This window comes from Bacteroides sp. RTP31139st1_H2_RTP31139_211217 (genome assembly GCF_040227615.1).
Lineage (GTDB): Bacteria > Bacteroidota > Bacteroidia > Bacteroidales > Bacteroidaceae > Bacteroides > Bacteroides uniformis.
In genome coordinates this window covers 8,320-31,734 of the sequence record NZ_JBCNZM010000008.1, presented here as the reverse complement: position 1 = coordinate 31,734, position 23,415 = coordinate 8,320, and the positions used below count along the sequence as shown (strand labels likewise).

Below are 23,415 nucleotides of genomic sequence, written 5' to 3'. Positions count from 1 at the left end.
ACAATTTACAATGTACAATTTACAATTTGTCTGTGCTGTGGGGCATCAGGTAAGTTGTACAGATTGTTATACTTAATGATTTATTCTCTCTTTTATTCTCTTCTTTCTTCTACCATCTACTCCCTATTTGCACGCCCGCACTGCATAGCAAATTGTACATTGTATATGGTACATTGTACATTAAAGATATTCTTCAAAATATCTTGTTATCTTCTCGTGCAGATGCACACGGTCGCGTCCCAGGACGTTGTGCTTGTGCGTGGGATAGATAAACAAATCGGGATAGGTACGGGCATCCACGCACGCCTTCATGAATGAAAGGGTGTGCTGCGGCACGCAGGTGTCGTCGTGGTCGTCGTGTATGATGAGCAGATGTCCTTTCAAGTTACCGGCAAGGTTTTTCAGATTTGTCTGCTTATAGCCTTCCGGGTTCGCTTGCGGAGTGTCCATATAGCGCTCACCGTACATTATCTCGTAGTATCCCCAGTCGATAACCGGTCCGCCGGCAACGCCTACCTTGAAAATTTCGGGATAGCGCAGCATCAGCGCCGTAGTCATGTGTCCTCCGAAGCTCCAGCCGTGCACGCCGATACGCTCTCCGTCCACATAAGGCTGGCTTTTCAGGAATTCTACGCCCTTCACCTGGTCTTTGCCCTCTTCGATGCCCAGCTGGCGGAAGGTGGCGTTTTCAAACTCCAGTCCACGGTTGCTGCTGCCACGGTTGTCGAGGCTGAACATGATGTAGCCTTTGTTTGCCATGTAGATGTCCCAGCCGCGGGCATCGTTCATCCAGCCGTTCGTTATCATCTGGGCGTGCGGGCCGCCGTATACGTAGACGATGGCGGGATACTTCTTTGCCGGGTCGAAGTCGGCAGGCTTTATCAGGCGGTAGTACAAGTCTGTCTTGCCGTCGGCGGCTTTGATGGTGCCTACTTCTATGCTGGGCATTTCAAAGCCTTCGTAGGGGTTCTTGGCTGTCAGCAGTGTGTGTTCCCGTTGTTTTTTCGGGTTGGTGGACATCAGTTTTATGATACGGGGGCAAGTGGGCGAAGAGGCATTGTCGATGAGGTAAGTTCCCATGAAACCGGAGATTTGTGCCGAGTGCATGCCGGTTGGGTCTCCTATCAAGCTGCGTTTGCCATTCTTCAGGTTGACAGCGTAAAGGTTGCTCTGCAAAGGAGAGATTTCCGTACTCTTGATGATGAGCTCTTTCGTGTTCCGGTTAAAACCTACGATGTCTTGTACAAGCCAGGGGCCGGAGGTGAGTTGCTTCAGCAGTTCCCCTTCCGTATTGTATAGGTACAGATGGTTGAAGCCGTCACGCTGGCTTTGATAGATGAACTTGTGGCTGTCCCATGGCAGGAATAGAATGGGAGATTGCGGCTCCACATATTTGGGATGTCTCTCTTCGATGAGCACTTGTTGCAGCTTTCCGCTTTCAGCATCGTACCGGCACAGTTTGGAGTGGTTTTGGTCTCGGTTTAGCTCTATCAGATAGAGGCTTTTGCCATCCGGTGCCCAGGTGATGTTGGTGAAGTAGCGGTCTTTTGGGTCGCCCATGTCCAGGTAGATGGTCTTTTGAGTAGCCGGATTGTAGATACCTACCTTTACCTGATGGCTGAGCATGCCGGCCATGGGGTAGCGTATTTTATCCACCAGTGCTATTCTTGTCGTGATGTCAACCAATGGATAGGGGGTGACCATGCTTTCGTTCATTCGATAAAAGGCCAGCAGGTCCCCGGCAGGATTCCAGAAAGTGCCTTTTGAAATGCCGAATTCATTGCGGTGCACACTTTGTCCGCAGACGATACCTTCCGGTTCGTTGGTGACTTTCAGGGTTTGCCCGTCACCGGTCATCACATAGAGATTATTGCCGATAGTATAAGCCAAATGGCGGCTTACCTCGTTCCAATCCTCATTTGCGGCTTGGGTGGGGCAAGGCTGGCTCCAGATGACTTTTTTCTTCTTCCAGTCGACGAGGGCACGGTACTTGCCGGTGTTCAGCAGCAGGAGTGGGTCTATTTGGACTTGAATACCCAGATTGACGCCTCGGGGTACGTTGACAGCCTTTGCAGCATGAAAGTGACGCAGTTTTCCAAGTCCTTTTTCTTCCAGCAGCGCGTTGGCTTCTTCCAATGTGATGGCAGTGAATTTCTCTCCAGGCTTGGCACCTAATCCTTTGACAGCCCATGTACCTTCTATATTGTCGATGCCAAGTTCCAGACAAGCGGCATCGCCCCACCACTGGTACGATTTGTTTTCCGGTTTGTGGTAGGTCTCACCTCCGGGAATCAGATCTTCCAGGGTCGGCTTTTTCAGTTCTTGTGCCATAGCGTTTGTTGCAAGCAGAGCAGGTACTGTTATCAGCAGTGCAAGAATGCTCTTACTTATTTTCTTTGCATTCATTCTCCTTGTCATTGTTCGTGTTATTCTTCTTCCTTCTTTCCCGCCTCTCTTCTTTTTCTTTCCGGGTAAGACTCACCCGACCTTGTTCTGCGTTCTCCACCGAATTCACGTCTTTCCCTCGGTCTGAACTCCCGTCTTTCCCCGTCTTTGAACTCTCTTCTTTCACGCGGACGGAATTCGCGCTTTTCGCCGTCCTTGAATTCTCTTGGTCTGCGTTCGCCGTTGAACTCGCGTCTTTCGCTACCGAATTCACGTCTCTCTCCACTGAATCGGGGACGGAATTCGCGTCTTTCTCCGGGTTTGAACTCTTTCCGTTCCCCAGAAGCCGGACGAAATTCTTTACGCTCCTTGCTCAATTCCTCGCCTTCGGCACGGAATTCCTTGTACTTTCCATCGAAGATTTCGTACTGGCGGAATTCGCATTCCAGCGCACCATTGAATAAAGGTATCTTGGAGGTGGCTTTTAGCCCGATTTGGTCGAAGCACTCTTCCCGGTAAGAAAGAATCCATGCGGTGTTGCCCGTAAAGGCATGTTTCAGACGCTCGCCAATCATGGAGTAAAGGCCCAGCAGGTCGTTGGTAGAGATACGCTCACCGTAGGGAGGATTGGTGATGATGATGGATTTCTCCGCAGGTTGCTCGAATTGCTGGAAAGGTTGCAGCTTCAATACCACGTCCTTGCTTACGCCGGCAGCCTTTATATTGTGTGTGGCAATTTCGTTTGCCTTCGGGCTGTTGTCGTAACCGTATATCTTATGCGTAAATTCACGTTCCTGGCTGTCGTCATTGTATATCGTGTCGAACAGCTCCTGGTCAAAATCCACCCACTTCTCGAAAGCGAACTCCTTGCGGAATACGCCCGGAGCGATGTTGCGTGCAATCAGCGCCGCTTCGATGGGAATGGGTCCCGAACCACACATCGGGTCTATCAGGTCACATTCGCCACGCCAGCCGGTCATCAATATCATGCCGGCGGCCAGCACCTCATTCAGCGGGGCCTCTACTGCTTCCTGGCGATAACCGCGGCGGTGCAGCGATTCGCCGCTGGAGTCGAGAGACAGCGTACATTTGGTTTCGGCAATGTGTATGTTCAGCAGCACGTCCGGTTTGTTGACACGCACGCCGGGACGTTCGCCGGTCTTCTCGCGGAAATAGTCCACGATGGCATCCTTCACCTTGTAGGAAACGAACTTGGAATGACGGAACTCTTCACTGAATACAACCGCGTCCACGGCAAAGGTCTTGTCCGTATCCAGATAGTCTTCCCATCGGATGGCTTTAATCTGTTCGTAAACCTCGTCGGCATCCTTGGCTGTGAAGTGTTTGATGGGTTTCAGTATCCGGATGGCTGTACGCAGGCAGAAGTTTGCCTTGTACATCATTTCCTTATCACCACTGAAAGATACCATGCGGCGGCCTATTTCTATTTCGTTGGCGCCCAGTGCAGTCAGCTCTTGTGCCAGTACCTCTTCCAGTCCTTGGAAGGTTTTGGCAATCATTTCAAAAGATTGTTCGCTCATCTATGCATTTACTTTATGTGAATCGGCAATCTGGGTAGTTGTCACTCGTTTCTCTCATTAGTGGCTGATAACCATTTAACTACTTGAACTGCTGATTTGAGTTATTTACGATTTTAATTGTTTATTGGTTGTTTGTGACTTACTTCTTGGCCTTTGTCTGTACAATCCTTGCTCCTGCGGGAACATCTTCTGTCACCCAGATATTGCCGCCTACGGTGGCTCCTTGTCCGATGGTGATGCGTCCCAATATGGTGGCGTTGGAATAGACTATCACATTGTCTTCCAGAATGGGATGGCGGGGAATACCCTTGATGGGCTTGCCGTCTTCGTCTAGCGGGAAGCTCTTGGCACCGAGGGTCACACCCTGGTACAGCTTCACGTTGTTGCCGATGATGCAGGTCTCGCCGATTACCACACCCGTACCGTGGTCGATGGTAAAATAACCACCTATTTCCGCTCCTGGATGGATATCGATTCCCGTTTCACTGTGCGCCATCTCGGTGATGATGCGGGGAATGAGGGGAACACCCAACTTGAGCAACTCGTGTGCGATGCGGTAGTTGCTGATGGCGCGGATGGCCGGATAGCAGCTGATGACTTCGCCGAACGACTGTGCGGCGGGGTCACCGTTGTAGGCGGCTTCCACATCTGTGGCGAGTGTACGTCTCATTGCCGGCAGGTTGCTGATGAACTTGGCAGCCAATAAGGCGGCTTCTTCCCGTTGGAGCTCGGTACAACAGTTGCATTCGCCGTCGCCTGCAAAGCAGAGGCCGGCAAGGATTTGCTCGGTCAGCAGGTCGAACAAGCGTTCGACATTGACACCGATATGGTAAGTCACCGTACGGCTGTTGACCGTAGAATTTCCGAAATATCCGGGGAAGATGATGGCTCGCGCCAGTTCGATGATGTCGCGCAGCACTTTTGCCGAAGGCAGCGGGTTGCCGTCCGTATGCTGGTGAAACAGTCCTTTGTATGATTCGCTTTCCGATAGCTCATCGACTGCTTGTGTCAAAATGTGGGTAAAGTTGAGTGGACTCATTATGATATCCTTAAGTTTAAAAGTGGCAACAAAGATAGGAAATACTCGTCAAATATCCTACATATCCCTCATTTATAGTACGTATTTACCATATTTGTGGTATTTTCTACGAACCAATTTTGCGCTACTTTTGTCTTGTAAGAAATAACATACCTCGTTCCACTCCGGATTGTTAGTCTTTTCCCTTAGGGGAATGAGGAATTTAAAAACAGTTGGATTATGAAGAAGATAGCAGAACGCCTTACCGACCTGGTAGGCAACACTCCCTTGCTGGAGTTGAATAATTATAACAAGAATAAGGGTCTGAAAGCCCGTGTTATTGCCAAATTGGAATATTTTAACCCTGCCGGCAGTGTGAAGGACCGCGTGGCGCTTGCCATGATAGAAGATGCCGAGGCAAAAGGGCTGTTGAAGCCTGGTGCCACCATCATCGAACCTACCAGTGGGAATACGGGCGTAGGGCTGGCTTTTGTGGCCGCCGCCAAAGGTTACAAGCTGATACTGACGATGCCCGACACGATGAGTTTGGAACGCCGCAACCTCTTGAAAGCCCTTGGTGCGGAACTGGTGCTGACTTCGGGTGCCGACGGTATGAAAGGCGCAATAGCCCGTGCCGAAGAACTGAAAGCCGCCAACCCCGGCTCGCTGATTCTACAGCAATTTGACAATCCTGCCAATCCGGCAATGCACGAGCGTACTACCGGACAAGAAATCTGGCGTGATACAGACGGCCGGGTGGATATTTTCGTGGCCGGTGTAGGGACGGGAGGCACAGTGAGTGGTGTGGGTGCAGCCTTGAAAGCCAATAACCCGAAGGTAAAGATTGTGGCTGTGGAGCCCGAAGATTCTCCCGTACTTTCCGGTGGGAAGCCCGGTCCCCATAAAATACAAGGTATCGGTGCCGGATTTGTGCCGAAGAACTATAACAGTGCCGTAATAGACGAAGTTCTGCAGGTATCCAATGATGACGCCATACGTACGGGCCGCGAACTGGCGAAGTATGAGGGATTGTTGGTCGGCATCTCTTCGGGAGCTGCCGTTGCTGCAGCTACCCGCTTGGCACGGTTGCCCGAGAATGAAGGAAAGACGATTGTAGCGCTGCTGCCCGATACGGGAGAACGGTATCTTTCGACGCTGTTGTATGCATTTGAGGAATATCCGTTGTAAAAGTAAATATTTCTGCCGGTTATCCGCTCCATCAATGTGGAGCAGGTGACCGGCAGATGGTATTTATAGTTCGCTTGGTCTTAACCCGAATGACCGGCAGCTTATTTTCTCTACTTTCACTTCCCATATCTTGACATTGCGTACGGCGGGTTCGGCATATTTGCATTCATTTTCCGTATATTGCTTCATCAGCATGTCGAGTACGCGTCGCTTCTCTTCCATGTCTTCCACGAAGTGTACTTTCCCACGACAGATAACACTGCGCGACTTCATGCTGTAGCTGCATGCCACTTGCCGGTGCATATAAACCAGCTCGTGTCCTTCGCAGAAGGTGATGCAAACTTGCGGGTGCTTTGTTACCATCTCCACTTTACTGCCTTCCGGGCCGGAATGCAAGTATATTACCCCGTCTTGATAGGCAAAGTCCATGGGAACCGCATATGGGTTTCCTTCAAGGTCTGTGATGCCCACTATGCAGTATGGGCATTTACGGATAATTTCCTCAATCTGTGTAGGGTCTGTAATAGTAATTGTCTTCATGTGCAAAGCCTCACCCCCGGCCCCTCTCCGAAAGAGAGGGGAGTGGGGAAGTGGGGATATTTAATATTGTAGGGTTATTCTTTATTTCACTTCACTCAAGTTTCGCAAGTTTTCAATTCATTGCTCTCCTCTCCCCTCTCTTTCGGAGAGGGGTCGGGGGTGAGGTTACACCAGTGCAAAGTCCAGCTGCTTCTTTTCCAAGTTAGCGCGTGCCACCTTAATGGTAATGGCATCTCCCAGACTATAAATTTTATTTTTGCGGCGTCCGCGCAGGCAGTAGTTCTTTTCATCGAATTCGTAATAGTCATCGTCGAGGTCGCGGATGGGAATCATGCCTTCGCACTTGTTCTCATTCAGCTCCACGTAGAGTCCCCATTCCGTTACGCCGGAGATGACACCGTCGAAGGTCTGTCCCAGGCGTTCGGTCATGAATTCTACTTGCTTGTACTTGATGGAGGCGCGTTCCGCGTTGGAGGCTATCTGCTCCATGCTGCTGCTGTGTTCGCAGAGGGCTTCGTATTTCTGTTCGGACACGGTGCGGCCTCCCTGGTCCAAGTACTTGGTGAGCAGACGGTGTACCATCATATCCGGATAGCGGCGGATGGGCGAGGTGAAATGGGTATAGTAATCGAAAGCCAAACCATAGTGCCCCACGTTATGCACGGAGTAGCGTGCCTTCTGCATGGCGCGGATGGAGACGGTTTCAATCAAGTTCTCCTCCTTCTTGCCCTGGATGTCGTCCAGCAGGTGGTTGATGGACTTGGAGATGTCGGTCTTTGTACCGCTGGTACGCAGCTTGTAGCCGAAACGGGCGATGAACTGTGCCAGGTTGTCCAGCTTCTCCGGGTCGGGGAGGTCGTGAATACGGTATGGCAACACTTTGGCTTTCTTGCCTTTGGGCACGCGGCCTATCTTTTCGGCTACGGTGCGGTTGGCAAGCAGCATGAACTCCTCTATCAGCTTGTTGGCATCTTTCGACTCCTTGAAGTAGACGCTGACGGGTTTGCCCTTCTCGTCAATTTCGAACTTCACTTCGTAGCGGTCGAAGTTGATGGCTCCTGCCTTAAAGCGGTTCTCACGCAGTATTTTGGCAAGCTTATCCAGTTGGAGCACCTCTTCCTGGAAGTCTCCTTTGCCGGTTTCTATAATCTCCTGGGCTTCTTCGTAGGTGAAGCGGCGGTCGCTCTTGATGACGGTATGTACCACGCGTGAGTTCTTCACTTCGCCTTTTTCCGTCATTTCAAAGATGACGGAGTAGGCAAGCTTCTCTTCGTCGGGGCGGAGTGAACAGATGAAATTACACAACCGTTCGGGGAGCATTGGGATGGTGCGGTCTACGAGGTAGACGGATGTGGCACGCTTCTCGGCTTCCTTGTCTATGATGCCGCCCTCTTTCACGTAGTGGGTCACGTCGGCAATGTGTACGCCTACTTCCCAAAGTCCCCCTTTCAGTTTGCGGATGGAGAGGGCGTCGTCGAAGTCCTTGGCATCCTTGGGGTCGATGGTGAAGGTGGTCACACCCCGGAAGTCCTCACGTCGGGCTATTTCCTCGGCGGAGATTTCGGCGGGTATCTTGTCGGCAGCTTTCTCTACGGCAGCGGGGTAGACATAGGGCAGGCCGAATTCCGCCAGGATGGCGTGCATCTCGGTGGTATTGTCTCCTGCGCGCCCCAGGATATCGATTACCTGGCCGATGGGGTTCTTGGCTTTGTCGGGCCATTCCACCACCTTTACGATGGCTTTGTCGCCCGTCTTGCCGCCTTTCAACTTTTCTTTGGGGATGAAGATGTCGTTGGCAAGCGTACGGTTTTCCGTTACAAGGAAAGCGTATGACTTGGCAACTTCCAGGGTACCCACGAAGGTGTCGTTGGCACGTTCCAGTATCTCGATGACTTCTCCTTCGGCTTCGCGTCCGCGACGCTTGGCATAGAAGGCGATACGCACTTTATCATTGTTCATGGCGTGTGCCGAGTTGCGTTCGGCCACGAATATCGGTTCGCCTCCACCTTCCGGTATAAAGGAATTCTTGCCGTTGCTCTTGCGCTGGAAGGTTCCGGTCATTTCCACGCCGTGGTTGTTCAGCTTGTATTTGTGCTTGTCCACTTCTGTGATGTAGTCGTCCATCGACAGTTCGGACAAGATGTCCATGCACAGCATCTTCAGCGGATGTGTGGTGAGGTGGAGTTGTTCAAAGATGTATTTCAGGGATAATACTTCGTCTTGCTTTGTGTGGAAGAATTCCAGCAGTACTTTGACGAGCTCTTTCTTCTTCATGCGTTTGCCGGCTTTCTTTTCTTTCTTTTTGGCCATAATGTTATGATGTATTTTATGTATAAATAGAGATTCTGTGTCAATCTGTGTAATCTGTGGTGATTACCTCTTGCAAAGTAAACAAATAAATACGTTCCTTCGTTCACTCAGACTTCAAAATATTATCATTCTATTGAAAATAATGAAGGAACGACAGATTGTAATGGATTTATGTACTATATTTGCACACAAAGTGAAGATAGGCTGTACCTTAGACGAAAAGCAGATGGAAATGCAAACTCTGAACAAAAAAGCAGATGCCACACGGGAAAAAGACATTTACCGGGTGACGGTTGTGGGAAGTGTGGTAAACTTTCTCTTGCTTGTCTTCAAATTCTTTGCAGGTATTGTAGGTCACAGTGCCGCCATGCTGGCGGATGCGGTACATTCTTTGTCGGATTTCATTACAGATATTATTGTCATTGTTTTTGTGCGCATTTCGGCAAAGCCCGAAGATGAAGGACACGATTACGGTCATGGCAAGTACGAGACGCTGGCAACTGCCATTATCGGTATTTTTCTGTTGTTTGTGGGATTCGGCATTTTCTGGAACGGGGCTTCCTCCATTTACCGCTTCCTGCAAGGCGGCTCTCTGCAGGAACCCGGTATACTGGCACTGGTGGCTGCATTGGTATCCATCGTTTTCAAGGAAGTGCTTTATCAATATACCGTATTCAAGGGCAGGAAGTTGAATTCGCAGGCGGTTGTTGCCAATGCCTGGCATCACCGGAGTGATGCGCTTTCATCCATAGGCACGGCAGTGGGGATAGGTGGAGCCATTCTTTTGGGTGACCATTGGCGGGTGCTGGACCCGGTGGCGGCGGTTATTGTCAGCTTCTTCATTATGAAGGTGGCTGTGCAATTGTTGATACCGTGTGTGGACGAACTGTTGGAGAAATCATTGCCTGCCGAGGTAGAGGATGAGATAATAAAGACAATTCTCTCTTTTCCCGGTATCAGCTCGCCGCATCACCTTCGTACGCGTCGCATCGGCAGTTATTGTGCCATCGAGGTGCATGTGCGTATGGATGGCAGCATCTCGCTGGAGGAAGCCCACGAGACGGCAACGGCGGTGGAGAACAAGTTGAAAAGGCAGTTCGGCAAAGGAACACTGGTCAGCATCCATGTGGAGCCGGTGAAGAAGAGTAACGAGGCGACAGAGTAACACAAGGAGCGTCAAGGTGACGGACCGGATGAAAAGTAATTAGTAATTTGTAACTGAAGAAGTGGAATCGATTTTAATTACAGGAGCAAGCGGATTTATCGGAAGTTTCATCGTGGAGGAGGCGTTGAAGCGCAAGTTCGGTGTGTGGGCGGGTGTACGTTCGTCCAGCAGCCGCGAGTATCTGCGTGACCGCAAGATACATTTCCTCGAACTGGACTTTGCGCACCCCAATGAACTGAGGGCACAACTCTCGGGACATAAAGGGACCTACAATAAGTTTGATTATATTGTCCATTGTGCCGGTGTGACGAAGTGTGTGGACAAGAACGAATTCGATTTGGTGAATTATCTGCAGACCAAATACTTCATCGATACGCTGAGGGAGCTGAACATGATTCCCAAGCAGTTTATCTTCATCAGTACGCTGAGTGTGTTCGGCCCGGTACGCGAGAGGACCTACGACCCGATTATGGAGAGTGACCCCCCTTCACCCAATACCGCCTACGGACTCAGTAAACTGAAAACAGAACTTTATTTGCAGAGTATTCCGGGTTTCCCCTACGTCATCTACCGGCCGACGGGTGTATACGGGCCGCGTGAGAAGGATTATTATCTTATGGCAAAGTCCATCCGGCAGCATACGGACTTTTCTGTAGGCTTCTGCCGCCAGGACTTGACGTTTGTATATGTAAAGGATATCGTGCAAGCCGTCTTCCTCGGGATAGAGAAGCAGGTGTCCCGCCGCGCCTATTTCCTGGCTGACGGGAAGGTGTATAGCAGCCGTGCTTTTTCCGATTTGATAAGGAAAGAATTGGGCAATCCGTTTGTTATTCGCTTGAGATGTCCGTTAATTGTATTGAAAGTCGTATCTTTGCTCGCTGAATTTTGGGCGAAGCGGCAGAACAAGACCAGTACGCTCAATTCGGACAAGTATAGAATAATGAAACAACGCAACTGGCAGTGTGACATCACACCGGCCGTCGAGGAACTGGGCTTCAGTCCTGAGTACGACCTGGAACGGGGTGTAAAGGAAACCATTGCCTGGTATAAGGATAAGGGATGGCTTTAGATTTATTTAAAAGGGTAGAAACCCGTAAGGGGCTTTTTGCGGTAGAGAAGATTACGCTGATATACAATTTGCTGACTTCCATTCTCATTCTGTTTCTTTTTCAGGAAATGGATCATCCGGTGCAGATGCTTGCAGACCGTGTTGTCATTGCGGGTATGACGTTCCTGCTGATGTATCTTTACCGGCTGGCACCCTGCAAGTTCTCTGCCTTTGTGCGCATAGCCATCCAGATGTCACTGCTTTCCTATTGGTATCCCGACACCTTTGAGTTCAACCGGATATTCCCCAATCTCGACCACGTGTTCGCGTCGGTGGAGCAGTGGATGTTTGGCGGACAGCCTGCTGTGTGGTTCTGTGAAAGGTTTCCGCAGATGTGGGTGAGCGAGCCGTTCAATATGGGGTACTTCTTCTATTATCCGATGATTCTGCTGGTGGTGGTGTGGTATTTCCTTTATCGTTTCGACCTTTTCGAGAAGGTTTCGTTCGTCATCGTCACCGCTTTCTTCATCTATTACCTTATTTATATCTTCGTCCCCGTTGCCGGGCCGCAGTTCTACTTCCCCGCCATTGGAAGCGACCATGTGGCGCAAGGTATCTTTCCGTCCATCGGTGACTATTTCCATCACCATCAGGAACTTCTTCCCGGTCCGGGCTATGAGCACGGCTTCTTCTACAACCTGGTGGAGAGTTCCCAGCAGGTGGGTGAGCGCCCCACGGCTGCTTTTCCCAGTTCGCACGTCGGAATGTCTACGGTACTGATGATTATGGCATGGCGTGGCAGCAAGCGTCTGTTTGCCTGCTTGTTTCCTTTCTATCTGCTGTTGTGCGGGGCTACGGTCTATATCCAGGCACATTACCTGATAGACTCTATCGTGGGTTTCGTATCGGCTTTCGGCATTTATATCCTGGCCACGTGGATGTTCAAGCGATGGTTTGCGCAGCCGATGTTCCGCTAGTCGGGCACGGTGATTATCTTTCCACTGTCTGTGGGCAATACCAATGTACGCGGATAAACTTCTGCCGGAAGTGAATGCTGGAAGTTTACGATGAGCTGTTTGAGCAGTTTTTTCTTTTTCATAAAGACATATTTATGGGATTCTTTCTTTCTTGGGAAGACGAATATAGGGACTTGTTTCTTTCTGCCAAAGAAACAATGTTTTTTTTCTTGCCTCCTTGTTGGTAAGGTTTTGCCTTCCCATTGGCAAGGCTTTGCCACCGCGTTGGCAAAACTTTGCCATAGGCATGGCAAAAGTTTGCCAAGGGCAAGGCAAGTGGTTGGCAAAATTTCTTGCTGACAGACAGTGAGTTATGCGGATGGCAACAAAGCGTGTCATCTGCGTCTGAATAGCCCCCCTCTCAGAAGCTATTCAAGAAGGGGCGTGAGGATGATTGCTCAAGTATCGGACTCGATGGTAAAAATCGTATGCGGTTTTCTCCTATGGCAGCAACGGCTCTATCTCTTCGAAGATGCGGTACAGTTCCTCCTTCGTCTCTGCCCGCAGCATGGCTATCCGGGTGTCGCGGAAATTGGGAATCCCTTTGAAGAGCGGGCTTGCTGCCAGGTGGCGGCGCACGTGCAGTATGCCCCGTCGTTCATCCAGCAGGTTGACGCTGTCTTCCACTTCCTGGCGGAGTACGTTCAGCCGCCATTCGGAACTCAGCGGAGGGAGTTCTTCGCCCGTCTCCAAATAATGCTTCACTTCCTTAAAGAACCACGGGCGGCCGAAGCTGGCACGGCCTATCATGATGGCGTCCACACCGTAGAGGTCGAAGCATTCTTTGGCCCGTTGGGGAGTGGTGATATCACCGTTGCCGATGATGGGAATGTGCATGCGTGGGTTCTTTTTCACCTCGCCGATAAGTGTCCAGTCCGCCTCGCCGGTATACATCTGGGCGCGGGTACGGCCGTGGATGGTGAGGGCGGCAATGCCGCAGTCCTGCAACTGCTCGGCAAGGTCTACGATGATTTTACTGTTGGCATCCCAGCCCAGGCGGGTCTTCACGGTGACGGGAATCTTCACGGTATCTACCACGGCACGGGTGATTTCCAGCATCAGCGGAATGTTCTGTAGCATACCGGCACCGGCACCCTTGCCGGCAACGCGCTTCACGGGGCAGCCGAAGTTGATGTCCAGCGTGTCCGGATGTGCCTGCTCCACAATGCGGGCGGCTTCTACCATGGTGGCGGTGTCCCGTCCGTATATCTGTATGGCTACGGGCCGCTCTTCATCGCTGATGTTCAGTTTCTGCTGGGTCTTGCCTACGGAGCGTATCAAGGCATCGGCAGAAACGAACTCGGTATATACCATGTCTGCTCCGAAGTGCTTGCACATCAGGCGGAAAGCAGGGTCGGTGACGTCCTCCATCGGGGCGAGGAATACGGGGCGTGGGCCCAGGTCTATATCTTTAATCTTCATAATCTAAGCGGATTTGTCCGCAAAAGTACAGAAAAAAGCCTACCTTTGCATACTCTAATTCAAAAAGAAATGATGAAACACTCAATCAGTGACTTCGAAATCATGGCACCGGTAGGCTCGCGCGAATCTCTCGCAGCAGCCATACAAGCAGGTGCCGACTCCATCTATTTCGGTATCGAGAACCTGAACATGCGTGCCCGTTCGGCAAATACCTTCACTATCGACGATTTGCGGGAAATAGCCCGGACGTGCGACGAACATGGCATGAAGAGCTACCTCACCGTCAATACCATTATATACGACCATGACATTCCGCTGATGCGTACCATTGTAGATGCGGCAAAGGCGGCAGGCATCTCGGCAGTCATTGCCGCTGATGTGGCAGTGATGAGCTATGCCCGGCAGATAGGGCAGGAGGTACACCTCAGCACACAGCTCAACATCAGCAACGTGGAAGCCCTGCGCTTCTATGCACAGTTTGCCGATGTGGTGGTGCTGGCGCGTGAGCTGAATTTGGAGCAGGTGGCAGAAATCTACCGACATATCCGTGAGGAGAATATCTGCGGTCCCAGTGGAGAGCAGATACGTATAGAGATGTTCTGTCACGGTGCGCTTTGCATGGCAGTCAGCGGAAAGTGTTATCTCTCATTGCATGAAATGAACCACTCCGCCAACCGCGGTGCCTGCATGCAGGTATGCCGCCGTAGTTATACGGTGCGCGACAAGGAGACGAATGTGGAATTGGAGGTGGACAACCAATACATCATGTCCCCCAAAGACTTAAAAACTATCCACTTCATGAACAAGATGCTGGATGCAGGTGTTCGTGTTTTCAAAATAGAAGGACGTGCCCGCGGACCCGAGTACGTGCGCACGGTAGTGGAGTGTTACAAAGAAGCCATCCGTTCCTATCTGGACGATACATTCACCGATGAGAAGATTGCCCGGTGGGACGAACGTTTGAAGACGGTCTTCAATCGTGGTTTCTGGGACGGCTACTACCTGGGACAACGCTTGGGCGAATGGACCAAGAACTACGGCTCTGCCGCTACGGAACGTAAAATCTATGTGGGTAAGGGCATCCGCTACTTCTCAAACATCGGTGTGGCAGAGTTCCTGGTAGAAGCAGCCGAAGTGAGCGTAGGCGACAAGTTGCTGATTACGGGTCCCACAACGGGTGCCGAATTCGTCACTTTGGACGAGGCACGCGTCGATTTGAAACCCGTGCAGACTGTAAAGAAAGGCCAGCATTTCTCGATGAAATCGGTGAAAATACGTCCCAGTGACAAACTCTACAAGCTGGTCAGCGTAGAGGAACTGAAGAAGTTCAAAGGCTTGGATGTGGAGAAACAACGTGGCTAAGTATCAAATAGTCCAATAGTAAATATGAATTATATCTATGAACTTCCCATGAAGGTGCGCGACTATGAATGCGACCTGCAAGGCATCGTCAATAATGCCAATTATCAGCATTATCTGGAGCATACGCGCCATGAGTTTCTGTTGAGTGCCGGCGTCAGCTTTGCCGGACTGCACGAGCAGGGGGTAGACCCGGTAGTGGCACGTATCAATATGGCTTTCAAGACTCCCCTGAGGAGTGGTGACGAGTTTGTCTCCAAACTCTACATGAAGAAGGAGGGTATCAAGTACGTCTTTTACCAAGATATCTTCCGTGCTTCCGACGGCAAAGTCTGTCTCAAAGGCATAGTTGAAACCGTATGTGTGGTGAACGGACGGTTAAGCGATAGCGAACTGTTCGACCGTCTCTTTGCCCCTTATCTCAATCCGTGTGAATCTGTGTAATCTGTGGTGGAATGAACAGTGACGAACGGATTTGCAGCATAGCTCTCACACTTTGCCCCGGTATAGGACATATCGGGGCAAAGCGTTTAATAGAGGGTATGGGCAGTGCTGCCGAAGTATTCAGTCGGCGGAAGGAGCTCCCCGAAATCATGCCCGGTGTGAATCCGGGGGTAGTGACGGCTCTTGATTGTCCCGCTGCCTTTCTGCGTGCCGAGCAGGAGATGGAGTTTGTAGAGAAGAATCGTCTTTCCTGCCTGACGTTGAAGGATGAGGCTTACCCTTCCCGCTTGCGCGAATGTGAGGATGCGCCGATTGTACTTTTCTTTAAAGGAAACACCGATTTCAACCGCCTGCATGTCATCGATATGGTAGGTACACGCCGTGCCACCGATTACGGCAAGCAATTCTGTGCCGACTTCCTGCGCGATTTGGCCGTTCTTTGTCCCGATGTGCTGGTAGTAAGCGGACTGGCTTACGGGATAGATATCCATGCCCATCGGGCCGCTTTGGCAAATCATCTCCCTACCGTTGCTGTCCTTGCTCACGGACTGGACCGCATCTATCCGTATGTCCACCGGAAAACAGCCATCGACATGCTGGCACAAGGCGGACTGCTGACCGAATTCCTTACCGGGACGAATCCGGACAAGCATAATTTCGTCAGCCGCAACCGTATTGTGGCGGGTATGAGTGATGCTACCATTGTGGTGGAGTCTGCCGCAAAGGGAGGTTCCCTTATCACTGCAGAGTTGGCGGAGGGATACCATCGTGACTGCTTTGCCGTTCCGGGGCGTGTTACGGACGAATCTTCCATCGGTTGTAACCGGTTGATACGCGACAACAAGGCCGCCCTTATCCAGAGTGCGGAAGAGTTTGTGCAGATTATGGGCTGGGCCGTAGCGGAGCAGCCTGCCCGGACAGAAGGTATTCAGCGTAATCTCTTTCCGGAACTGACAGAAGAGGAGGAGCTTGTTATGCGCATCCTTATGCGGCAGGGAGACCTCCATATCAATGCGATGGTGGTGGAAGCGGACATACCCGTCAACCGGATGAGTGCCTTGCTTTTTGAATTGGAGATGAAGGGAGTGGTCAAGGCAATGGTGGGTGGTGTCTATCACTTGCTGACTTGAGCGCGGCAGGTCTCTTGCCTTATATGGACGGTTTCCCGTATTTCATGATGAACTTTTCCGGGTGGTCCGTCGCTATGATGTCTACCCCCAGGTCGACTGCCTTCTGGTTCTCTTCCGTCTTGTCGTCCAGCCCCAGGACGAGTGCCAGTACCTGCAGGTTGTGCTCACGGCATTTCTTTACGAATTGTGGGGTAAGGGAGTCAATCCAGACGACAGCGATGTCGGGATGCAGTTCCTTTACGACATGCTCTATGTCCTTTTCACTTTTGATGTAGGCTTGCAGGGTTCTTACCTCGGGTGCCATCTTTCTGAAGCATTTGGCATGATACTCCTTGCTGAAGGTGAAGTTGCAGTTTTCCAGCATGCCTTCGTCCTTTATCAGATCCAGTAATTGGTGCAGACCGCCGTTGCGGTAGTCGATGGTGATTCTTAAACCGTGCTCTTTGGCCTTGCGTAGCAGGTCGGTAAGACGTAGTACCCGTTGTCCGGCAAATCGGGGCGCAAACCAAGAGCCGGCATCCAGTGTGTCGATGTCGGCGGACAGCCATTGGGAGATGGCGCCGGTACCGTTGGTGGTACGGTCGAGGGTGGAATCGTGCAGTACGTAGAAGACACTGTCCTTACTGATGCAGACATCGCATTCTATATTGCCTACACCGTATTTGATGCACGAATCTACGGATGCCATTGTGTTTTCGGGAGCGATGGTGGCGGCACCACGGTGTGCGCTGGTTAGGGGTATCTTGGTGGTGGCGGCAGGCCGTTGGGAACATCCTGCGGTAAGTAGGATTATGGAAAGCAATGCGAGTACCGGTTTTTTCATAATGGGCTCAAGTGGTGATGTTTTCTTCTTTAACAGTTATAAAAGCCATCGAAGATAGCTATTTTTTGTCATTCGGAGAAACGTATGGGCATAAAAAAAGGAGTACCGCTGTACTCCAACCTTTGTTAACCTTAAATCTAATACTATGAAAAAAATCACATTACAAATGTAAGGTTCCCGTTGTTATCTTCCAAATTTCAGAATGTTCCTGCTACTTCTTTTGTATTTCTTTCACTGAATTTTACTGTTTTCGCACACGGATTGACTTTTTGAGAGAGAAGAATCTATTCACAGCGTCCCGGATAAGGCAGAAGTTGCAAATCTGTTTCAATCGTTTCACAGAACCTTTCAGCCTTTGAAAAGAGTGATGGAAAGTGATTTTTATTCGGTAATTATCTTCTACTTTTGTTTGTATACAACGCGAAATTATGGGAAAACGCATTTTTATATATGTCTTTTGGCTACTCCTTTTTTGCATGATGTCGGGGCAGGTAATAGGGCAGAATAAGTCGGTAGAATCCCATAGCCATACTTGTAAAACGGTGCTGGCGTTAAAAAATAATTTGCTTTACGACCTGGCCTTGGCTCCGAACATAGAAGTGGAGCTGCCATTGGGAAAGAGGTGGTCTTTGAATGTTGAGTACAAATGCCCTTGGTGGTCTGACAGCGGATGTAATTTCTGCTATCAGCTCCTTTCGGGAGGGACAGAGGCGCGTTACTGGTTGGGAAACCGCCATACGCGCGGAAGATTGTCCGGACACTTCCTGGGAGCATATGCCGAAGGAGGTACCTATGATTTTCAGTTGAAAAAGGAGAAGGGATACCGGGGGAAGTATTACGCAGCTGCAGGAATAACTTATGGATACGTGCGTCCACTGGCTCGGCATCTGGCGATTGAATTCAGTGTGGGCATTGGATACTTGGATACGGAGTACAGGAAATATACTTCTTATGGAAATGACTTGGTTTGGGTCAGCAGTGGAAAGTATCACTTTATCGGGCCGACAAAAGCAAAAATTTCTTTGGTATGGCTTCTAACGTCGGGGAGATGAGTGGTATGAAAGATGCACGGCATATGATTCTCTGGCTGTTCTTCGGGCTGTTGCCAATGCTGGGAAGCTGTGACTTCCGCGATATGCTGGATGATTATCCCGTTAGCGGAGTACAGATTAAACTGGATTGGAAAGGGGTGACGGATAAGCTGCCGCAGACCATGCGGATTATCTTCTATCCGAAAGATACTCAGGGGAGAAAGGTTGAAAGTTATCTGCCTGCCGGAGGGGGTGAGGTGAAGGTACCGCCGGGGAAGTATGCGGTGGTGGCCTATAACTTCAATACGGAGAGTATACAGATACGGGGCGACGAGAGTTATGAGACGATTGAGGCTTTTACGGGACACTGTACGGGGCTGGATGTACACGAAGATATGGTTTGGTCGCCCGACCCTTTGTATGTGGTGGCTTTGGACGAGGTGGAAATAAGGCAGAGTGATGTGGCGCTTCCGTTGGACTGGAAGCCGGAAGCGGTAGTGGACCATTATTCCTTTGATATAAAGGTGGAAGGATGGGATAGAATATCGAGCATCATCTGCCATGTGGACGGCTTGAACGGAAGTTACTTTATAGGCAACCGTGCTTGCCATTTGAGCGAGGTACCTATATGTGTGAATACAAAGCGTGAAAACGGGCTTTTATGGGGGCATTTCTCCAGTTTTGTATTACTGAAAGATACCAAGACCCGTGCGGATAGTCCTATGTTGCTGACACTGAAGATTGTGAAACGAGATAAAACGGTTCAAGAGGTGAAGGTGGATATCACGGAAGTGATTGAAACAGCTCCTCCCTCGGGAGGAGGCGAAGAAGAACCTGATGTGGGCGTTCCTGGGTCGGAAATCCATATCGAGGTTCCCGTACCGGAGGACAAGGTTGTGGTGGATGATTTGGAACCGGGAACCGATGAAGGAGATGGAGGGATTGGTGGCGATGTGGACGATTGGGATGATGAGACGGATGTGGAGCTACCGGTGAATTGATAGCAAACAGACAAATAAATATATTAACTTTAATAACAGACAATTATGAAGAAGGTTTTATTTTTGGCTTTGGCTGCAGCAGCAGTAATGAGTTGCTCGGAAAGTGAGGAGATAGAGAATGCCGGACAAAAGGCGGAGATTAAATTGGGAACAGTAGTGGGTAACACTACGAGAGCCACAGTGACTGATTTGCCGGAATTGCAGAAGGTAGGGTTCACTGTGTATGCTTATAATACGGGAGCGACAGCAATGGCCTCCGTTGCGACTTTTGATGCGATGAAGGAATTCATGACAGATGTTAAAGTAACCTATAGTGCTCCCAACTGGAGTTTGACTGGGGGAACATATTATTGGCCAATGACGGATAACTTGCAGTTCTTTGCTTACGGGAATCCGGGTACCGGAGCCTTGACGTACAATCAACCGGCTGCTGGTGCTATATATCCTTCCATTACTTATACGGTAGCAGATGTAGCTGCCCAAACGGACTTGGTAGCCGCGAAAGCGACGGATGCAACCAAGGCATCAAATGCCAGTGGGGTATCTTTGAAATTCGGCCATATACTGACCCAAATAAATTTCACTGTCAAGGCAGCCGACGCTTTGACTTATAAACTGAAAACACTTACAATATCCGGCGTGCACAATAAGGGAACTTATGGTTTTGATGATTCAACATGGAAGTCACAAGAAGGAACAGCCACTTATGCGCATACGATTGCCGGCAGTGCATTGGAAGTGAATACAACGGGTGTGGAAATGAATGCAGCCTGGATGTTGATGCCCCAGACGTTGGATACGAATGCCAAAATCAATGTTGTCTATGACATCTATGAGAAAGACGTTCTTCTTGATACTGTAACTTCCGCCATTGACTTGAATGATACACAAGCCTGGGGTGAAGGCAAAAAGATACGTTATACGCTGACGCTGGCCAATAAGGCGGCAAAAGTAACCTTTGTACCTGAAGTTGGTCCATGGAGTACGGCTGATGATACGAACGTGGAAAAATAAAACGGCACTGTCCGCAATAAAAAACTGAATTACTTCTATTTTATTCATTCCCCGAAACTTCTTTATGAAAGTTTTCGGGGAATGTTTCTTTTATGAGTATTATTTATCTATTTTTGTCACTGCAACAAACAAACAAATCTACTTGCCGATGCCCAACTCTTCTGCTTGCAGAGGTAAAAAACAATGCGCTCAATGTCCCAAGGCTGTGGACAATGCAATAATATATGCTTCCCACCCCAGAGGATTCCATCTGCCGGCGCGAAAGTGTGAGGAAAATATTATAATTTTCCTGCTGAAAGGAGAAGTGCTTGTCAACAGTAAGGAGTATGCGGGAACTGTGTTGCATGCAGGTGAGTTCATCCTTCAAGCTATTGGTTCCAAGTACGAAATACTTGCCATGACGGATGTGGAATGCGTTTGTTACCGGTTCAGTAAGCCTGAATTCTTCTGTGAGGACCGGTATAACCATATTATGAAAGAGGTTACCCCTCCATTGATATTCTATCCTTTGACCATTACTCCCGAGTTGCAGCTCTTTCTGGAAAGTTCCAAGGCCTATTTGTCCGAGGAGAAGATTTGCCGGGAAATGCTTTGTTTCAAACGGAAAGAACTTGCTTTCATTCTTGGAAATTACTACTCCGACTATGAGCTTTCCATGCTGATACATCCTCTTGCCCAGTATACTAATTCCTTCCACTACTTTGTCTTGCAGAATCATGCCAAAGTCAAGACGGTAGAGGAACTTGCCCAGTTGGGAGGATATACAGTAGCTACTTTCCGGCGTATATTCAATTCTGTTTTTCATCAACCGGTGTACGAGTGGATGATGGAACGGAGGAAGGAAAGCGTGGTTTATGAACTTCGTTATACGGATGCTTCTATATCAGAGATTTGCTATAAATATGGCTTTGAATCGCTGCCTCATTTTTCCAATTTCTGCAAAAAGAATTTCGGGGCTTCTCCCCGTAGCTTGCGTGCCGGCAATTTATCTGAAGTAAACGGCATGTCATAAAAAAACTCCTCCGGCGGTTTCCCGGCAGAGGAGTCTCTTGTGATATTAATCAAATATAGTGAAAGCTGAGTGATAAATCTGAGCTTGCTCAAAAGGTTTATCCGAAGCGCATCCTATATTATTTGCAGAAAGACCGGATTAGTCTTTCAGTTTCGCAATGATAAAGTCGCGGTTCAGGCGAGCAATGTTGCTGATGGAAACATTCTTCGGGCATTCAGCTTCGCACGCACGAGTGTTTGTACAGTTACCGAAACCGAGTTCGTCCATCTTGCTCAACATAGCCTTGGCACGGCGCAATGCTTCCGGTTTGCCTTGGGGCAACAGGTTCAGCTGGCTCACCTTGGCAGAAACGAACAGCATAGCAGAACCGTTCTTACAAGCAGCCACACAAGCACCACAACCGATACAGCTGGCAGCATCCATAGCCTCGTCAGCGATGGGCTTCGGAATCAGGATAGCGTTGGCATCCTGGGGAGCACCGGTACGTACGCTGACGTAGCCGCCTGCCTGCATAATCTTGTCGTAGGCCGTACGGTCGACCATCAAGTCCTTGATAACCGGGAAACCGGCAGAGCGCCACGGTTCAACAGTGATGGTATCGCCGTCGTTGAAACGACGCATATAAATCTGGCAAGTCGTAGCGCCGGTTGCAGGACCGTGGGGATGTCCGTTGATGTAGAGCGAACACATACCGCAGATACCTTCGCGGCAGTCGTGGTCGAATACAACCGGTTCTTTACCTTCAGAAATCAGCTGTTCGTTCAAGATATCCAGCATTTCGAGGAATGAAGTATCGCCCGGGATATCTTTCATTTGGTATGTTTCAAAAGCGCCTTTTGCTTTCGGACCCTTCTGGCGCCATACCTTGAGCGTAAATGATATATTTTTATCCATTTTCTTTAATTCTTTAAATGTTCAACTTCCCGATTAGCTCTTGTAGTTACGAGTCTGTACCTTGATTGCTTCGTAAACCAGCGGCTCTTTCAGCAATACCGGTTCCTTTTCGTCAGAACCCTGATATTCCCAGCAAGCCACGTAGAAGTAGTTTTCATCGTCACGCTTGGCTTCGCCTTCTTCAGTCTGATATTCTTCACGGAAGTGACCGCCGCAGCTTTCGTTACGGTTCAGTGCATCGTAAGCAACCAGCTCGCCCATAGTGATGAAGTCGTACAGACGGATAGCCTTGTCGAGTTCTACATTCATACCTTCCTTGTCGCCCGGGATGAACAGTTCTTTCTCGAACTCCTTGCGGACTTCTTTCAGCTTCTTCAGACCTTCCTTCAAGCCTTCGGCCGTACGTCCCATACCTACATATTCCCACATAATGTGGCCCAGTTCCTTGTGGATAGAGTCTACAGACTTCTTACCCTTGATGTTCATCATCCAGTCAATCTTCTCCTGAACGGCCTTTTCTGCAGCTGCAAATTCGGGCAGGTCGGTAGAGAAACGGGGAACTGTAATCTGGTCGGCCAGATAGTTCTGGATAGTGTAAGGCAATACGAAGTAACCATCGGCCAGACCTTGCATCAGGGCGGAAGCACCGAGGCGGTTTGCACCGTGGTCGGAGAAGTTACATTCACCGATGGCGAACAGTCCCTTGATGGAGGTCATCAGTTCGTAGTCAACCCAGATACCACCCATGGTATAGTGGATAGCCGGATAAATCATCATCGGGTTTTCGTATGGGCTGACATCAGTGATTTCTTCATACATATCGAAGAGGTTGCCGTAACGTTGTGCAACGACATCTTTACCCAGACGGTTGATAGCTTCGGAGAAGTCAAGGAATACGGCAAGACCGGTGTTGTTCACGCCGAAGCCCTTGTCGCAGCGTTCTTTGGCAGCGCGGCTGGCAACGTCACGCGGAACGAGGTTACCGAATGCCGGATAACGGCGTTCCAGGTAGTAGTCGCGGTCTTCCTCGGGAATATCTTTTCCTTGCAGTGTACCTTCCTGCAGTTTCTTGGC

At 49.8% G+C, this 23,415-nt stretch carries 21 protein-coding genes and 1 pseudogene; 11 read left to right on the top strand and 11 right to left on the bottom strand.

Annotation, left to right across the window (positions count from 1 at the left end):
* Positions 1 to 180 precede the first annotated feature (180 nt).
* The 3 genes from ABUA47_RS02285 to epsC form a co-directional block, all read right to left on the bottom strand.
* Positions 181 to 2,406 carry a S9 family peptidase gene (locus ABUA47_RS02285; RefSeq protein ID WP_035447348.1) on the bottom strand — a complete coding sequence of 742 codons (2,226 nt, stop codon included), beginning with the start codon at positions 2,404 to 2,406 and terminating at the stop codon, positions 181 to 183.
* A gap of 20 nt (positions 2,407 to 2,426) precedes the next feature.
* On the bottom strand, positions 2,427 to 3,926 hold the full coding sequence (locus ABUA47_RS02280) for a class I SAM-dependent RNA methyltransferase (RefSeq protein WP_349831409.1): 1,500 nt from the start codon (positions 3,924 to 3,926) through the stop codon (positions 2,427 to 2,429).
* A 139-nt stretch (positions 3,927 to 4,065) separates the two neighbouring features.
* Positions 4,066 to 4,965, bottom strand: a complete 900-nt coding sequence (gene epsC / locus ABUA47_RS02275; protein ID WP_005830965.1) for a serine O-acetyltransferase EpsC — start codon at positions 4,963 to 4,965, stop codon at positions 4,066 to 4,068.
* Between the two features lie 219 nt (positions 4,966 to 5,184).
* On the opposite strand from epsC, the gene cysK reads away from it, so the two are divergent.
* Entirely contained in the window at positions 5,185 to 6,132 is a 948-nt protein-coding gene (gene cysK / locus ABUA47_RS02270) for a cysteine synthase A (RefSeq protein ID WP_005830963.1), read from the top strand.
* Positions 6,133 to 6,195: 63 nt separating this feature from the next.
* Here the strand turns inward: cysK and ABUA47_RS02265 are convergent, their stop codons facing one another.
* Entirely contained in the window at positions 6,196 to 6,672 is a 477-nt protein-coding gene (locus tag ABUA47_RS02265) for a pyridoxamine 5'-phosphate oxidase family protein (protein ID WP_035447342.1), read from the bottom strand.
* 165 nt (positions 6,673 to 6,837) lie between these two features.
* Positions 6,838 to 8,982 (bottom strand): ribonuclease R, encoded by a 2,145-nt coding sequence (rnr, locus tag ABUA47_RS02260; protein ID WP_005830959.1) that lies wholly within the window; start codon positions 8,980 to 8,982, stop codon positions 6,838 to 6,840.
* 226 nt (positions 8,983 to 9,208) lie between these two features.
* Between rnr and ABUA47_RS02255 the strand changes: the two genes are divergently transcribed.
* The 3 genes from ABUA47_RS02255 to ABUA47_RS02245 all read left to right on the top strand — a co-directional run bounded on the left by ABUA47_RS02255 (position 9,209) and on the right by ABUA47_RS02245 (position 12,172).
* Entirely contained in the window at positions 9,209 to 10,147 is a 939-nt protein-coding gene (locus tag ABUA47_RS02255; protein ID WP_035447807.1) for a cation diffusion facilitator family transporter, read from the top strand.
* 61 nt (positions 10,148 to 10,208) lie between these two features.
* The gene (locus ABUA47_RS02250) at positions 10,209 to 11,216 is read left to right on the top strand and encodes an NAD-dependent epimerase/dehydratase family protein (RefSeq protein WP_005830955.1); all 1,008 of its coding nucleotides are present in this window, start codon (positions 10,209 to 10,211) and stop codon (positions 11,214 to 11,216) included.
* Entirely contained in the window at positions 11,207 to 12,172 is a 966-nt protein-coding gene (locus tag ABUA47_RS02245) for a phosphatase PAP2 family protein (protein ID WP_005830954.1), read from the top strand. The genes ABUA47_RS02250 and ABUA47_RS02245 overlap by 10 nt, the downstream gene beginning before the upstream one ends.
* Here ABUA47_RS02245 and ABUA47_RS02240 read toward each other — a convergent pair.
* The 3 genes from ABUA47_RS02240 to dusB form a co-directional block, all read right to left on the bottom strand.
* Positions 12,169 to 12,294, bottom strand: coding sequence for a hypothetical protein (locus ABUA47_RS02240; RefSeq protein ID WP_005834280.1), 126 nt, complete (start codon positions 12,292 to 12,294; stop codon positions 12,169 to 12,171). The genes ABUA47_RS02245 and ABUA47_RS02240 overlap by 4 nt on opposite strands.
* A 10-nt stretch (positions 12,295 to 12,304) precedes the next feature.
* The gene (locus ABUA47_RS02235; RefSeq protein ID WP_153880885.1) at positions 12,305 to 12,550 is read right to left on the bottom strand and encodes a hypothetical protein; all 246 of its coding nucleotides are present in this window, start codon (positions 12,548 to 12,550) and stop codon (positions 12,305 to 12,307) included.
* Between the two features lie 102 nt (positions 12,551 to 12,652).
* Positions 12,653 to 13,633 (bottom strand): tRNA dihydrouridine synthase DusB, encoded by a 981-nt coding sequence (gene dusB, locus ABUA47_RS02230; RefSeq protein WP_035447337.1) that lies wholly within the window; start codon positions 13,631 to 13,633, stop codon positions 12,653 to 12,655.
* 69 nt (positions 13,634 to 13,702) lie between these two features.
* Here dusB and ABUA47_RS02225 point away from each other — a divergent pair, with 69 nt between their 5' ends.
* From ABUA47_RS02225 to dprA, 3 genes are read left to right on the top strand one after another with little or no spacing between them, the layout of a single operon-like run.
* Entirely contained in the window at positions 13,703 to 14,995 is a 1,293-nt protein-coding gene (locus tag ABUA47_RS02225; protein WP_016272282.1) for a peptidase U32 family protein, read from the top strand.
* A gap of 24 nt (positions 14,996 to 15,019) precedes the next feature.
* The gene (locus ABUA47_RS02220; RefSeq protein ID WP_005834284.1) at positions 15,020 to 15,436 is read left to right on the top strand and encodes an acyl-CoA thioesterase; all 417 of its coding nucleotides are present in this window, start codon (positions 15,020 to 15,022) and stop codon (positions 15,434 to 15,436) included.
* An 11-nt stretch (positions 15,437 to 15,447) separates the two neighbouring features.
* The gene (dprA, locus tag ABUA47_RS02215) at positions 15,448 to 16,566 is read left to right on the top strand and encodes a DNA-processing protein DprA (RefSeq protein ID WP_022400958.1); all 1,119 of its coding nucleotides are present in this window, start codon (positions 15,448 to 15,450) and stop codon (positions 16,564 to 16,566) included.
* A 19-nt stretch (positions 16,567 to 16,585) separates the two neighbouring features.
* On the opposite strand, the gene ABUA47_RS02210 is transcribed toward dprA, so the two are convergent.
* A complete protein-coding gene (locus ABUA47_RS02210) occupies positions 16,586 to 17,389 on the bottom strand; it encodes a glycerophosphodiester phosphodiesterase (protein ID WP_009037576.1) in 804 nt (267 codons plus the stop codon).
* Between the two features lie 536 nt (positions 17,390 to 17,925).
* Here ABUA47_RS02210 and ABUA47_RS02205 point away from each other — a divergent pair.
* The 4 genes and pseudogenes from ABUA47_RS02205 to ABUA47_RS02190 all read left to right on the top strand — a co-directional run.
* Positions 17,926 to 18,441 (top strand): annotated as a pseudogene (locus ABUA47_RS02205) (DUF3575 domain-containing protein); the annotation flags it as partial.
* The gene (locus tag ABUA47_RS02200) at positions 18,417 to 19,421 is read left to right on the top strand and encodes a DUF5119 domain-containing protein (protein WP_349824386.1); all 1,005 of its coding nucleotides are present in this window, start codon (positions 18,417 to 18,419) and stop codon (positions 19,419 to 19,421) included. The pseudogene ABUA47_RS02205 and the gene ABUA47_RS02200, both read left to right, overlap by 25 nt.
* A gap of 45 nt (positions 19,422 to 19,466) precedes the next feature.
* The gene (locus ABUA47_RS02195; RefSeq protein WP_035447333.1) at positions 19,467 to 20,435 is read left to right on the top strand and encodes a fimbrillin family protein; all 969 of its coding nucleotides are present in this window, start codon (positions 19,467 to 19,469) and stop codon (positions 20,433 to 20,435) included.
* 148 nt (positions 20,436 to 20,583) lie between these two features.
* Entirely contained in the window at positions 20,584 to 21,447 is an 864-nt protein-coding gene (locus tag ABUA47_RS02190) for a helix-turn-helix transcriptional regulator (protein WP_035447330.1), read from the top strand.
* A gap of 138 nt (positions 21,448 to 21,585) precedes the next feature.
* On the opposite strand, the gene ABUA47_RS02185 is transcribed toward ABUA47_RS02190, so the two are convergent.
* A complete protein-coding gene (locus tag ABUA47_RS02185; protein WP_005830925.1) occupies positions 21,586 to 22,341 on the bottom strand; it encodes a succinate dehydrogenase/fumarate reductase iron-sulfur subunit in 756 nt (251 codons plus the stop codon).
* 33 nt (positions 22,342 to 22,374) lie between these two features.
* The coding region (locus ABUA47_RS02180) for an FAD-binding protein (RefSeq protein WP_349831408.1) at positions 22,375 to 23,415 on the bottom strand (1,041 nt) is incomplete at its 5' end.

Coding starts and splice junctions, on each gene's coding strand:
- ABUA47_RS02285 (WP_035447348.1), bottom strand. CDS start 2,406: ATGAATGCAAAGAAAATAAGTAAGAGCATTCTTGCACTGCTGATAACA.
- ABUA47_RS02280 (WP_349831409.1), bottom strand. CDS start 3,926: ATGAGCGAACAATCTTTTGAAATGATTGCCAAAACCTTCCAAGGACTG.
- epsC (WP_005830965.1), bottom strand. CDS start 4,965: ATGAGTCCACTCAACTTTACCCACATTTTGACACAAGCAGTCGATGAG.
- cysK (WP_005830963.1), top strand. CDS start 5,185: ATGAAGAAGATAGCAGAACGCCTTACCGACCTGGTAGGCAACACTCCC.
- ABUA47_RS02265 (WP_035447342.1), bottom strand. CDS start 6,672: ATGAAGACAATTACTATTACAGACCCTACACAGATTGAGGAAATTATC.
- rnr (WP_005830959.1), bottom strand. CDS start 8,982: ATGGCCAAAAAGAAAGAAAAGAAAGCCGGCAAACGCATGAAGAAGAAA.
- ABUA47_RS02255 (WP_035447807.1), top strand. CDS start 9,209: ATGGAAATGCAAACTCTGAACAAAAAAGCAGATGCCACACGGGAAAAA.
- ABUA47_RS02245 (WP_005830954.1), top strand. CDS start 11,207: ATGGCTTTAGATTTATTTAAAAGGGTAGAAACCCGTAAGGGGCTTTTT.
- ABUA47_RS02240 (WP_005834280.1), bottom strand. CDS start 12,294: ATGAAAAAGAAAAAACTGCTCAAACAGCTCATCGTAAACTTCCAGCAT.
- ABUA47_RS02235 (WP_153880885.1), bottom strand. CDS start 12,550: ATGACACGCTTTGTTGCCATCCGCATAACTCACTGTCTGTCAGCAAGA.
- dusB (WP_035447337.1), bottom strand. CDS start 13,633: ATGAAGATTAAAGATATAGACCTGGGCCCACGCCCCGTATTCCTCGCC.
- ABUA47_RS02225 (WP_016272282.1), top strand. CDS start 13,703: ATGATGAAACACTCAATCAGTGACTTCGAAATCATGGCACCGGTAGGC.
- ABUA47_RS02220 (WP_005834284.1), top strand. CDS start 15,020: ATGAATTATATCTATGAACTTCCCATGAAGGTGCGCGACTATGAATGC.
- dprA (WP_022400958.1), top strand. CDS start 15,448: ATGAACAGTGACGAACGGATTTGCAGCATAGCTCTCACACTTTGCCCC.
- ABUA47_RS02210 (WP_009037576.1), bottom strand. CDS start 17,389: ATGAAAAAACCGGTACTCGCATTGCTTTCCATAATCCTACTTACCGCA.
- ABUA47_RS02200 (WP_349824386.1), top strand. CDS start 18,417: ATGGCTTCTAACGTCGGGGAGATGAGTGGTATGAAAGATGCACGGCAT.
- ABUA47_RS02195 (WP_035447333.1), top strand. CDS start 19,467: ATGAAGAAGGTTTTATTTTTGGCTTTGGCTGCAGCAGCAGTAATGAGT.
- ABUA47_RS02190 (WP_035447330.1), top strand. CDS start 20,584: ATGCCCAACTCTTCTGCTTGCAGAGGTAAAAAACAATGCGCTCAATGT.
- ABUA47_RS02185 (WP_005830925.1), bottom strand. CDS start 22,341: ATGGATAAAAATATATCATTTACGCTCAAGGTATGGCGCCAGAAGGGT.